The following is a 13551-nucleotide window of genomic DNA, read 5'->3' as shown; positions in this document are numbered from 1 at the left end:
TCTAGAAAGATATTGTCAAATAGTTGTTTTGAAATTTGGCACCAGCAATTTGTTTGCCACTCAAACCAGGAGGTAGAAAGATATTCCGCCGCTGATCGCCTGCTTCTACGGTAACTTCTGGTCCTGATTGTGTCAGTTTGACTTGTTTTTTATCAAAGCCAGGCAAAAATAGGCGGACTTGACCAGTAGCAACGTCAATTTCGATTGGTTTAGGAGCTTGCTGCGCCTGCTGTGCAAAATCTGGCAAGGCGTTCATCAGTTGCTCGTCATCAAAAGTGCTACCAGTGACAACCGTAACAGGTAAGGGGTCAAATTCATTTGATAAACTCGCAAGCGTCGTATCCGCCGAATGCAGTATAACGCCACCCACAATTAAACCAATTTGTTGCGCGCTACCCCACAAATAACGCACATTTGTAATGTCTAGCGGGTCATTCGTTGTTACCAAAAACGCCGCAACGCGCTTCGGGTCAGCAAGCGCGGCTTTACCCTGGTCGAGGATGTTATTAATTTGGTTGGTAGGTTGCGCAAAGTTATCTGCTGTCCAGTTGACGTTGAAAAAACTGCTAATCAACGGTTGAATAAACGGCGAGTCCGCGATCGCTTTACCCAAATCAGAATTCGTAAATAATTGCCGAAAACGTCGTACATACCAACTCAAGCTTTCTGCCATTCCTAGCATCCGCAGCGTGGTCGAGTCGCCACTGCTGTCGTAGATGATAACGTCGTATTTGCCGCTAGCATCGTATTCGCGCAACGCATTGAGTTCCAAAGCGCTGTCCATTCCTGGTAAGACGGGCAATTCTTGCCCGTAGACATCTTTGAGGATCGGTGTCCGCAGGTATTGCGCCTCGAGTTTTTTGACCTCTTCCCAGCTACGTTCTAGCAAGCTAGAGGTTTTAAGCTGCACCGCTTCGAGATTGGGAGATACTTGCTGCGGTGTTGAACTCATCGAGGCATTGAGAAGTAAACTCAACCCAGGTCCGGTATCTCGTCCGGCTAAGAGGACGCGTTTTCCTTCGGTTGCGAATTTTTTGGCAGCAGCGATCGCAATCTTTTGGCGATCGCTGCCACTTTTGCCTAAAAAGGTCAGTATCAGCGCCATTACAATGTTTCCTTAGCAGTTTTTCTTTGAGGGGGTTAACTTTTAGTTATGTATAGCTAGGGACAGCTACCCCCAGTATCACCCCTACTGCATAACTTTGAGTTCGTCTTCAAAAAACCAAGTCGCAAACTGGTCTTCAAATTGAACGACGACACCAACGTTACTTCCATCAAGCATTTTGAAGCCTTTAACCGTACCAATTTTGCCTAAACGTTTGACAATCAGCGGTGATACTCGATCTCTTAAACGGCAGACCTTAACTTGTTGTCCGATTTCCATTCCAACTTACAACGCAAGTGAACCATGACTCAGTGTAGCGGAAACTTAGGTGACAAGCGCTGTTCATCGCTAGATTTTGATGATTTTTACTCTAAAAGAGTCACAACTTAGAGAAATACTTATGGATGAATAGACAATCGCCTCTGCCCCTCTGCCCCTCTACTGTCCATAAAAGTGAAACGGTATGACCCCTTCTCATGTGCTAGATATCTTAACTAACTATTGCGTTATCGAAAATTTCCGATACAATCTTGTGCTTAGTAGCACCTAAGCGAACTACCTGATTTATTTAGGATAAGAGGTAAGCTAAAGCAAAATCGTTTCAAAACATGGCTCGATAGCCTAGTGTCAAATACGGTGTGTCGGTAGTGGGCGAGGATGTGAAAATTGCGACAAACAATCAAAGGCGTTGTCCGAAAAGCGGGCGCTAGAAGCTTATTCTCAGTTAGTAAGCAATGGTGGGCAAAGTTAGACTTACTGCGATCGCTTGTCCAGCGAGATCTCGATGCGAAATACAAAGGTTCTATTTTAGGCAATTTGTGGCCTTTGTTAAATCAATTATCGCAGTTACTTATATATACATACGTTTTCTCAATTGTGCTGCGTGTTAGGCTGAGTGTCCGAGGCTTGCCTGAGAATAATATTACTTTTGGTTTGTGGTTGTTTGCGGGGTTATTACCTTGGACAGCTTTCCTCAATGGTTTTTTTCCGGCTGCTACCTCGGTAATCGCGCAGCAGAACTTAGTTAAAAAAGTTGTCTTTCCTTTATCACTATTACCTTTAGTACCAATTTGTTCGGCTTTTATCGAAAGCTCACTGGGACTCATTGTTTTAATTTTATTAGTGGGAATCGCATCACAAGTCGTTCATAGTACGCTTTGGCTATTGCCGATTGTTTGGATACCACAGTTATTACTCACTGCTGGTTTAGGATATCTTGCGGCTGGTTTAACGGTTTTTTTGAGAGACGTACCGCAAACTCTCGGACTTTTAATCAACGTGTGGTTTTATGCTACGCCGATTATCTATCCAGCATCGTTGATTCCCGAAGCGTGGCGCGGATGGATTTTTTGGCTAAATCCGATGACTGCGATCGTCGAAGTTTATCGCGACTTGGTTTTAGTCGGAGAATTAAGACACGGAGGCGAATTAAGCGTAGCGGCGATCGCGTCTTTTGTCGTCTTTTGTTTGGGCTTCACTGTCTATCGGCGACTCCGCCCAGCATTTGCTGATGTTCTCTAATATCCTGGAAACAAACACAATCGTCATTGACTGTTTTCGTTGCCATTTTTCGGCATAAATATCATGGGTGAAATCGTAATTTCGCTAAATAATGTCTCCAAATGCTTTAAACGGTACGCACGCCCAGTCGATCGTTTGAAGGAAATCTTGCTTCCTCATCAAAGTTCGGCTGATGAATTTTGGGCATTACGCGATATCAACTTGGAAGTACCCAAAGGGCAAACATTGGGCGTTGTGGGGCGCAATGGTTCGGGAAAAAGTACATTGCTTCAGATTCTTGCTGGAACTTTACAACCGACTACTGGTCAAGTTACCGTTAACGGGCGGATTTCGGCACTTTTAGAACTGGGAAGTGGCTTCAATCCAGAATTTACTGGACGACAGAATGTCTTTTTTAATGGGCGCTTGTTAGGTTTGAACCATCAAGAAATTGAAGCAAAATTTGACGAAATTGCTGGGTTTGCTGATATTGGAGATTTTATCGATCAACCTGTCAAAACTTACTCTAGTGGAATGTTCGTTCGCTTAGCCTTCGCGGTTGCAGTTAATGTTTATCCAGAGGTTCTCATTGTAGACGAAGCTTTAGCAGTTGGTGATGTTGTCTTTCAGCATCGCTGTATGCGCCGGATGCGCGCTTTAATGGATTCTGGCGTAACAACGCTGTTTGTTTCGCACGATTCAGGTGCAGTCAAAACGTTGTGTAACTCCGCCGTGATGCTGCATGAAGGCAGAATTTACACGACAGGTTCGCCAAATGCCGTGATTATCGAGTACATGAAACTTGTCACCAGAGAAGAACTAGGATTACTTAATGATACTGAACAACCAACACCGCTAGAAAGCCATGGTGCTTTTGATATGAGCGATCGCATTTCAAGCGACCCACCCGAATTTACTCGCAGCATCGCCAATCGTAACGGCAACAACGGCAAGCCGCATAGACGAGGAAATCGTAAGGCTTTAATTCAAGATGTGAAAATTTTAAACTCTTTAGGAGAATATTCTAGAGACAATTTAGTTTTTAACTTTAATGAAGAGGTAACGCTGCTCATCGATTTGGCAGTTTATGAGCCGTTGCAAGGATGTATCGTCGGCTTTTTTGTGTGCGATAAGAATGGTAACGAAATTATTGGCAGTAACACGTGGGAGGAAAATCTCCAAATTGGCAAGTTATCTCCAGGCGAGAAACTCACCGTGCAATTTAAATTTAAACTACCATTAAGACCTGTGTCTTACAGTGTGACCGTTGCCGGTTCAGAGGATTATACTTCGGTTACTTTTGATTGGATCGACAATGCCCTCGTTTTTCAAGTGTTACCCCCAGATACGGGTAAAAATATTCATGCGTTAGTCGATTTACCGATGTCAGTTGAAGTAAGCCGCAATTTCTCTAACGTGTCCGCCGTGCAAGTATAGGCATGAAAAATGTATGAATCTCAGTCATAAAAACTATCCTGCCGCTGAAAATATCACTATAGAGAGTTTAGATGATAATCATAGTTTAAAAAAAATATACTACTTAGTTGGAGAAAACAAGCGAGTTATCGATTTTGGTTGTGCTACGGGTTATCTTGCACGATTACTACAACAGCAGGGGTGTGAAGTTACAGGCGTTGAAATCAATCCAGAAGCGGCAAAAATCGCCGAACACTACTGCAAGCAAGTTGTTGTTGCTGATTTAGATATCGTTCACCTTGCTGAAATTTTACCGCCACAAAGTTTTGATGTTGCAATCTTTGGCGATGTTTTGGAACACTTGCGCGATCCGTGGAGAGTGCTAAAAGAAACTCAGCATTTGTTAAGTTCCGACGGATTTGTTGTTGCTTCTATTCCTAACATTGCTCACGGATCAATTCGGTTGGCGTTGCTACAAGGTAAATTTGAATATACAGAATTGGGAATTTTAGACAATACCCATTTACGATTTTTTACAAAAAAAACAGTAGAAGATTTATTTGAAAAGACAGGTTATGTAATTGATGTTTTAGAGCGGACAAAACTGCCAATCTTTGCAGATACACCATTAATTCCGCAGTTAAACAAAGCAGATTTTAGTAGCGAACTTATTCAAAAATTAGAACAAGAAGCAGAAACGGAAACGCTGCAATTTATCTTACGAGCTTATCCAGGCGATCATAAAAGCAGATATACAGAATTAAGCGAACAGTATTCGCAACTTGTTGTGCAATTAGGGTTAACGCAAGCACAACTGCACCATATGCAAGTAGAACTAGAGAATTCGCAATCGCAAATACAGCATATTCAAGTGGAACTAGAAAGTTCGCAATCACAATTAGAGCAAGCACAATCAGAAGTTGAACACTTCCAAATCCAACTAGAAACATCGCAATGGCAAATTGAGCAATTGCAGGCTGAATCAGCGCACGCGCGATCGCAATTGCAGCAAAAGCACGAAGAATTAGAACACTCACAGTTACAACTTGCGCAAATAAAAACGGAATTAGAACACTCACAATCACAGCTAAAACAAACGCAAGCTGATCTAGTGCGATCGCGATCGCTTATCAATGCAATGGAGAGTAGTAAATTCTGGAGATTGCGTAATCTGTGGTTTGGCTTCAAGCAATTAATGCGCACTGATCGTCTACCAACCATGCAAAAATCTATCACACCAGCACCAGTTAATAGTACTGAAAGCGATTTTCATCTGAATCTCAAGGAAATCAAATTCAACGCTGCGCCAAAAACCTTAAATGGCTGCTTTGATAGTATCGATGGTGTCAACCCGACAGCAATCGAAGTCCCTAAGACAACACCTGTCATTGCTAGAGGCTGGGCAATTTTGCCAGATGAGAAGAAAACCGCAGATTGCGTCATCATCACCTACGGTAAAAATCGTCAGTTAGTTGCAGTTGCTTTGGTTAATTCAGAAAGACCAGATGTCGCGCAAGCTTTCAGTAACCCTGCTTACCAAAAATCAGGTTGGAGTGCGACACTCAATCTCACCGATTTCCCAGGCGGAAAAATTCAGCTTCAAGCCTGGGCGTACAATGCGGCGCGTCACGAAGCGACATTACTAAGCTTTGCGAGTGCCAAAGTTAAACCAATGAGTTTATTATCACGGCTCAAACATTATTATGCAGTGTTGCGTGTCAAAGGTACGCGGTACGCCCTCTCACAAGCTGCTAAGAAAATCTACTACAAGCTTGATACTTCACCCGCAACTGTTGAAGTCGGGACGATCGCTGCGCCGCATCAAGAACAATACGCGCGCTGGTTAAGCAAGAATTTTCCCAGAGAAGCCGATTTAAAAAAAATGGCTGAAACGGTGGAAATCTTTCCCTACAAGCCTATCATCAGCGTGATTATGCCAGTGTTCAATCCGCCAGAACAATTTTTGCGGGCGGCGATCGCTTCGGTGTTAGAGCAAATTTATCCTTATTGGGAATTGTGTATTGCTGATGATGCTTCGACTAAACCGTATGTTAAGTCAGTGTTAGAAGAGTATGCGCGTCAAGATCCTCGCATTAAAGTTGTGTTTCGCGAAGAAAATGGTCATATCTCGCGTGCTTCTAATTCGGCGCTAGAGTTAGCGACAGGGGAATTTATTGCTTTACTCGATCACGATGATTGTCTAACTCCAGATGCGTTGTATGAAATGGCTTTACTGCTAAATCGGCATCCCCAAGCAGATATGATCTACTCGGATGAAGATAAGATAGACCAACAAAATCGTCTTCAAGATCCATTCTTTAAGCCTGATTGGTGTCCTGATTCGTTTCTATCGCGAATGTATACGTGTCATTTGGGAACTTACAGGCGATCGCTGATTGAGCAAATTGGTGGTTTTCGCATCGGTTACGAAGGTAGCCAAGATTACGATTTAGTTTTACGGCTAACGGAAAAAACGACAAACATCTTTCACATACCTAAAATACTTTATCACTGGCGAGTTCATCCCGAATCAACCGCAGCGGGTGTAGCCAGTGTTAAATCGTATGCACATATAGCCGCCGAAAAAGCGATCGCGGAAGCGTTAACGCGACGCCATGAACCAGGAAGGGTAACTGGAATTCCTGAATTTCCTGGAAACTATAGCGTACGGTACGAAATTTCTCACTACAAGCGAGTTAGTATTATTATTCCCACGCGCAACCTCGGCACGATTTTAAATAAATGTCTAGAATCAATTTTTCAAAAAAGTACTTATCCTAACTACGAAGTTATTGTCATAGACAACGGCAGCACCGAAGAAAAGACTTTAAAAATTATTTCACAATGGTTAGACCGACAACCAGAACGTTTCAAGTGTTATCCACTTGATATTCCTTTTAACTATTCTCATCTGAATAACTACGCGGCGAGTAAAGCCGAAGGAGATTATTTACTATTCTTAAATAACGATACTGAAGTCGTCACGCCAGACTGGCTCGAAGCAATGGTAGAACAAGCTCAAAGAGCATCAATTGGCGCAGTAGGCGCGCTATTGTTGTATCCAGATAATTCGATTCAACACGCTGGTGTCGTATTAGGGTTAGGCGGTGTTGCGGCGCATAGCCATCGACATTTTCCAGCAACTACACCTGGTTATGTGTGTCAGGTAAAAACGATTAATAACTATTCGGCGATTACTGGCGCGTGTTTGATGTGTCGGCGCGAAGTTTTCGCAGAAATCGGTGGATTTGATGAAACTTTAGCTGTTGCTTACAACGATATCGATCTATGTCTAAAAATGAGCAATTTAGGCTACAAAAATGTTTATTTACCTCACGTTGTTTTGTACCACTACGAATCTAAAAGTAGAGGCTACGAAGATACTCCCGAAAAAATGGCTAGACTCCGCAAAGAGGCGGATTATCTACTGAGCAAATGGCGAAAATTTATTGATAACGATCCTTGTTATAGCCCCAACTTGACGCGCGATCGCGAAGATTACGGTATTAATGTATAGCTTTGTAATGTAAACGCACAGACAAAATCAAATCTCAATTTCAGTTATCTTGCTTGGCAGCAGTCTTTATGCTAAATACTCAATAAAGTCGAGTCATAAATGAAACTGAAGGTAGTGAATAGCTCGGTTAGCACATTAGCACGTAAGCTTAACTTCCTTTTATCAAATAGAAAACTACCAAGTGATACGGCTAATGTAGACAAAGACTTACGTCGCCAAATTGCCACTAAATATTTAACTGGTACAGGTATTGAAATAGGTGCTTTACATTCACCTCTACCAGTTCCCAATACAGTAGAAGTCCATTATGTCGATAGAATTACTGTCGATCAGTTAAGACAACAATACCCAGAGTTAGCAGCCTACAACTTAGTTGAGCCAGATATTATTGATGACGGTGAAAAGCTTACTTCTATACCCGATGCGTCGCTAGATTTTGTCATTGCTAATCATGTTATCGAACATTGTCAGAATCCAATATTTTCTTTAGAAAATTGGTTAAGAGTTTTAAAACCTGGTGGAGTCATATATATGGCTGTACCAGATAAACGCTATACATTCGACTGCGATCGCCCAATAACGCCATTAGAACACATCATTCGCGACTATGAAGAAGGCGGAAGTTGGTCAGAGAAGCTTCACTACGAAGAATGGGCTAGACTTGTTGAAAAAGCTGCGGATAGCGACATTACGACTAGAGCAAAAAATCTGCTGAACATCAACTACAGTATCCATTTTCATGTTTGGACACAAATAGAATTTTTAGAATTATTACTATACTGCCGAAATTCTTTATCTCTACCGATTGAACTCGAACTGCTGCAAAAAAATCAAATGGAATTTATTGTAATTATCCGCAAGTCAAGCGAGTAGGTATCAAAAAAATAAATATATCTTATTTTGTGTGCGAAAAGAGAATTTTAGCAAGTTATGTAGTAAACTTTTTAGCAATCTAAGCACTTTTTGTATACCTACTTTATCAACTTGGTGGTCTGAAAAAATGATTTGGAGCGTCATTTTCATAGCCATAACCAATTTGCTAGGTAGAAAAGGAAATTATGATTAGAATTCAAAAGTCGCTACATATAACCTCTTTAAGCGCGATCGCAACTATTGTCTTAGCTGCTTGCGCTCCTGCTAATCAAACCACGACGATACCTCCAGATGCAACCAGCCCACCGCCACAAACAACTAAACTACCTGCTGGGGTCAGTATTCCTGGAGTAACTAACGTAGGAGAGATTAATTTTAGAACAACTTCCACAGGTGCGCAAGGCTTCTTCGATGGTGTCAATGGTTCCAATGCTTCGCGAATAGAAGTATCTGGAACTGAGCCTATAAATATCTACGGGTGGGCTATTCTTGCTAACAAAGGAAGACCAGCAGATAACGTCATTATTACATATGGAGACAACAATGCTGTAGTTGCAGTCGCTCCAGTAAATGTAGAAAGACCAGATGTCGCCAAAGTTTTAAACAATTCTGCGTTTGCTAATTCTGGCTGGAATATAAATTTAGATGCTTCTACCTTACCGGACAAATCGCTAACGCTTAAAGCTTGGGCTTATGACTCTGAAGCTAGGGAGGCTACACAATTAACTAATACTCCCGAAATTATAATTAGATGATTCGTTTTTTTATCAGTAATATTTATGACTCTAAAAAAAGAAAACGATTTATTACACGCATATCTAATATCATACTCAGTTGTTTTATATGGTTAAAAAACTTCTATATCTCTTTTTAATAACTCTTGTCTGTTGGTGGGTTTTATTACCTTTTGCTAATTCTTTAAATCTTCAGCTAGTAAAAACTTATGGAGTTGTTTCTAGGGTGGTGATAGAAGGAAGAAATCCTTTTACTAATATTGCAATTTATCTTGTCTTATTTCTCACCCCAAGTTTATTGATTTTACTGGTAGATACACTAATTAATAACAAAACAAAATTTAAAATTAAAATTCAACCTATAAAAGGAGTATTGCTTAATTTGTTTCAAAGCAAAAGGTACCTACCTCTTATATTATTAGTCCTAATAGGTTGTTGGACACTCAATGCAACCCAGCCTATGCTAACTCCTGGCTTAGTTAATGATAACTTTCATTATGGAGAAAAAATTGGTTTATCTATGGCTTTTTTATCCAATTCCAAGGCTTTCTTTAATGAAGCCTATGTTATGATTCATGGATTTGGATTAAACGTTTTACCTGGTATTATAGGTTTTTATATAGGGGGGTACGAAAAAGATATCGCTGCTTCTTTCTTTGTACTTTATAGCCAATTCTTATTAGCAATTATTTTTTCTTTTGCTATTTTATTTGAATTAGCTACTTATATTTCTAAAGATGATAAGTGGAAAATATTATTTATATTAAGTTTGATTTATTTTTCTCTTTATAATGTCATATTAGCACCTATAGATAGAGATACAGTCTTTTTCTTTCAAATGTTTTTAACTATTAGGTGGTTACGCCTGCTAGCAGAAATTAATCCTAATAGTAAAAAAACTGAATATAATTTTAATTTTATTTATCCTGGATTAATTGGTTTTTCAATACCTCTTAGCCTTTTTTATGTTTATGACCGTGCTACTTATTTTATAGTTATCTATTTTTGCTTACTCGGATATATCGCTATTGTAAGAGATAGAGTTTTTTTTATAAAAAGCCTTTTAACTTCTCTAGGGTCAATCCTGCTAGGTTGCTTATTATTTTCTCTTATTTTAGGTTTTAATTTCATTCCTACGTCTTTAAGTCAAATACTTTACTGGTCAAGAGTTAGTGGATTATTTACCTCTTTGCCATACCCTACAGTACGAATATACATATATGAAATCCTGAATTGGCTACCTATTTTTCTGCAATCTATAACCCTTGCGATTCTTCTACTTAAACTCCGTGTAGAATGCTTTGGGCTTGGTAAAAGAATTCGGGGATTTTTATTGGAAAATGGTATAACTATTTTCTTGCTACTAGCTGCTATTTTACTTATGCGTGTTGCCCTAGGGAGAAGTGATGGAGGACATATAATTTCTCCAGGATTTTTCTCTATGTTTTGTTTTATAGCAGCGATCGCTAAAATGTCACCTATACGAAACATTTACACAAAGTACTGGCTGACTACGCTTACAGCTTTTTTGATTATTTGTAGTTTTATTAACTTCAATTCTGTTACGAGTGCTACTGATATTTTTCATCTGCGTAATTATCCTTCCTTAGCTCAATCATTACTAACTAGTTCAAACTCAGACTTAATCAACGTACAGTATCAAGAAGCAGCAAAGCAATTGAAAGCAGATCTTAGTAAACAGAGATGTTTTTATACACTTACTTCTGAAGGTATTTGGTACAGGATGTTTCAACTAAAACCTTGTTCTAAATACTGGTATCTTATTTACTCAACATCTACTAGTAGTCAACAGGAGTTAGTCAAAGACTTACAGCAACAAAAACCAGAGATTATATTGTACTCCAATAAATCTTTAGGCAATGGTATAGATGGAGTTGCTAAGGAAACTTCACATCTTTTAGTTCACCAATATATCTGGCAAAACTATCGCCCATATAAATATATTCATGATAATTGGTTTTGGATTTATAGAGGAAGCGAAAGTAAGCTTAATGAAATATTAGTACCAATTCCAAATAGTACAGTAGGTTTTTTTGATAGCGTAGCTACTTTAGAGAGTAATAATAGACTTGATGTTGTGGCTTCGGGTTGGAGTTTTTTACCACCTACTCAAACTCCTCATGAAAATGCCATCTTTTTAACTTATAACTTAATTGATTCTCCTGCGGATTTAAAACTTTTAAGTATTGGATCGACTTCTATATATAGACCAGATGTAGTAGAATTCTTGAAGGATATCAAATCACTAACATCGGGGTGGAATATTTACTTCAATAAGTTAAATTTGCCACCGCAGCAGAGTGTAAATATTAGGGCTTGGGCATACAACGCCACCGACCAAAAACTATATGAGATTCCTACATCTTCTCCAAAGACTGTGGAAGGAAAATCGTAAGTTCTTACTTTATAGAAATAGAGTGTGAGGAGTTAACAAGGTGAAAGTTGCTTTAGTTTTTATTACTAAAAATGAAGAAGCAGGATTAATAGCTACTTTACCTAAAGTAGATTTGAGCATCTTTGACGAAGTTTATGCGATTGATGGTCATTCAAAAGACAAAACCTGTGAAGTTTTTAGTTATTATGGTATACCTGTCTTTCAGCAATCTATCCCTGGCTTAGGTGGCGCTACACTTGCAGCAAGAGTGCATTGCAAAAGTGATGCAATGGTATTCTTTCATCCTGATGGGAATGAGAATCCTAAAGATTTATCAAAATTTATTGAAGCCTTGGATATTGGCTACGAACTCGTCATCGCGTCGCGGATGATTGCAGGAAGTTATAACGAAGACGATGACAAAGTTTTCAAGTTTCGTAAATGGGCAAATTTAGGTTTTGCCTTCATTGCTAATACTGCTTTTGGAAGTCGTAAATGTCGCGTGACAGATGTCGTTCAAGGGTTTAGAGCAATTACTTGCGAAGCATTTGATCGCTTGCGCCTTGACAAAACGGACTGCACTATTGACTATCAAATGGTAATTAGAGCCTTAAAAGCAAGGCTCAAAATCAGTGAATTTCCAACTATCGAAGGTATGCGAGTTGCGGGTAATACGAATTTTGCTTCTATTCCTACAGGAATTGCTGAAGTCAAAATGCTACTGCGAGAATTTCAAATCGGTAATTCTTTTTTACGTCAGACTAATTTTAATGATCTTAAATCTTCTAGCCAAGAATCAAACAGCACAACTTCTTCGTCTTTAACAAAGTGATGTTGATGTAAATGTTGCATGATGCCAGCAAAATCTTGAGAATGAGAAGTGTATTCATTTAGAACATTAATCAGTTCTTCCGTTCTAGTATAAAGGTCGATTTCTTCGATAAAATCGTGCAATAGTTTGTGATAGTTTCGTTCTTGGTATACGCTAGCATTACAAAACAATACTCCCTGCGCTTTCTGATGTAAAAAGTGTTGTGCTATATAGCCTCTCCAAATATCAGTTAGTCTGTTGAAAACAAAAGCAGGGAGATACATATATTGAAAAGCTTCTGGGTACCAAAGCGTATTTTGTGAGTTGAAAGGGCAATAAGTGCCAGGTGCTAAAAATACTGGCTCTCGTTGAGAAAATTTCACTTCCTTGCCAATTGCAAGTCGGTAAATGGCATCAACATCCGGATCGAGATCTGCCAAACCTTGCTGCACAGGCGCAGATATAAACTCATTTGCTATTTGCAATTCTGTTGGGCTATGAATTGCTGTCAAAGGAAATCCCCTAGGCCATATATTTGCTTCACAAAAATAAGAGTATGCATTAAAAAATTTAGTTGAACTTGTATATGCTTTAGCTTGAAGCTGAACAGGATGAAATCCATGCCATGAATCGTAGGGAATATTGTCATCATCAGTTTCGTAAATTAACTCTGCTCCCTGCAACATTGCATAAAGATAGCCAATATTTTTGCGCGCGTAATGATTCCAAGGTAAATATTTGAGAATTGTAAAAGGAAGCGTTTTTTGTTCTTCTACTGATAAAACTTTGACGTTGTCCAACTGCCAGTCTTTAGGCGTCTTCAAGTCAGCAACTAAAATGACTTGCCAATCTGGCATGAGGCTAAATTTTTTGAGAGCTTCTGTAGGAGAATTTATAGAGGTAATAACGATGAAATTGTTTGGCATAAAAGTTAGGGAAAAACTTAAAAAACACAGCAAAAAAGATTTTCATAAATTTAACAGACCTTTGGTGAAAAATGAAGCTTTTTATTTCTGATAAAAGATAACTTTTGTGTATTTCGCTTAGACTGCGTGCAAATATTATGGAAGTTTTACCGCAAAACTGGAATGGCGATGTAACTTTGGTAACAATCGTTGTTATTACTTTTGATCAATATACTCTAATCATTAAATAGCTCAACTAAAATCCACGGTAAGCTATTAAAAACGATCGCATAAC

The 13551-nt window shown here is 39.3% G+C and carries 10 protein-coding genes; 7 read left to right on the top strand and 3 right to left on the bottom strand.

Annotated features, from left to right (window positions below; translation table 11 throughout):
- Position 1: 1 nt before the first annotated feature.
- Together GLO7428_RS20485 and GLO7428_RS20480 are read right to left on the bottom strand one after the other, a co-directional pair.
- Positions 2–1105, bottom strand: a complete 1104-nt coding sequence (locus GLO7428_RS20485; RefSeq protein WP_015190494.1) for an ArsA family ATPase — start codon at positions 1103–1105, stop codon at positions 2–4.
- An 84-nt stretch (positions 1106–1189) separates the two neighbouring features.
- Positions 1190–1384, bottom strand: coding sequence for a DUF2862 domain-containing protein (locus tag GLO7428_RS20480; protein WP_015190493.1), 195 nt, complete (start codon positions 1382–1384; stop codon positions 1190–1192).
- A 387-nt stretch (positions 1385–1771) separates the two neighbouring features.
- Here GLO7428_RS20480 and GLO7428_RS20475 point away from each other — a divergent pair, with 387 nt between their 5' ends.
- The 7 genes from GLO7428_RS20475 to GLO7428_RS20445 all read left to right on the top strand — a co-directional run bounded on the left by GLO7428_RS20475 (position 1772) and on the right by GLO7428_RS20445 (position 12372).
- Positions 1772–2626, top strand: coding sequence for an ABC transporter permease (locus tag GLO7428_RS20475; protein WP_015190492.1), 855 nt, complete (start codon positions 1772–1774; stop codon positions 2624–2626).
- Between the two features lie 63 nt (positions 2627–2689).
- Positions 2690–4042: an ABC transporter ATP-binding protein gene (locus GLO7428_RS20470; protein ID WP_015190491.1), complete on the top strand. Its 1353-nt coding sequence runs from the start codon at positions 2690–2692 to the stop codon at positions 4040–4042.
- 13 nt (positions 4043–4055) lie between these two features.
- Positions 4056–7538: a glycosyltransferase gene (locus GLO7428_RS27470; protein WP_015190490.1), complete on the top strand. Its 3483-nt coding sequence runs from the start codon at positions 4056–4058 to the stop codon at positions 7536–7538.
- A gap of 99 nt (positions 7539–7637) precedes the next feature.
- Positions 7638–8411: a class I SAM-dependent methyltransferase gene (locus tag GLO7428_RS20460; protein ID WP_015190489.1), complete on the top strand. Its 774-nt coding sequence runs from the start codon at positions 7638–7640 to the stop codon at positions 8409–8411.
- Positions 8412–8596: 185 nt separating this feature from the next.
- The gene (locus GLO7428_RS20455) at positions 8597–9166 is read left to right on the top strand and encodes a hypothetical protein (RefSeq protein WP_015190488.1); all 570 of its coding nucleotides are present in this window, start codon (positions 8597–8599) and stop codon (positions 9164–9166) included.
- Between the two features lie 88 nt (positions 9167–9254).
- The gene (locus tag GLO7428_RS20450; RefSeq protein ID WP_015190487.1) at positions 9255–11561 is read left to right on the top strand and encodes a hypothetical protein; all 2307 of its coding nucleotides are present in this window, start codon (positions 9255–9257) and stop codon (positions 11559–11561) included.
- 40 nt (positions 11562–11601) lie between these two features.
- On the top strand, positions 11602–12372 hold the full coding sequence (locus GLO7428_RS20445) for a glycosyltransferase (protein WP_015190486.1): 771 nt from the start codon (positions 11602–11604) through the stop codon (positions 12370–12372).
- Here GLO7428_RS20445 and GLO7428_RS20440 read toward each other — a convergent pair.
- Positions 12297–13277, bottom strand: a complete 981-nt coding sequence (locus tag GLO7428_RS20440; RefSeq protein ID WP_015190485.1) for an STELLO glycosyltransferase family protein — start codon at positions 13275–13277, stop codon at positions 12297–12299. The two genes, GLO7428_RS20445 and GLO7428_RS20440, sit on opposite strands and share 76 nt — an antisense overlap.
- Positions 13278–13551: the final 274 nt, after the last annotated feature.

The organism is Gloeocapsa sp. PCC 7428, from assembly GCF_000317555.1.
Lineage (GTDB): Bacteria > Cyanobacteriota > Cyanobacteriia > Cyanobacteriales > Chroococcidiopsidaceae > Chroogloeocystis.
The sequence above is the reverse complement of the archived record's forward strand: the minus strand, read 5'-3'. Positions and strand labels throughout refer to the sequence as shown.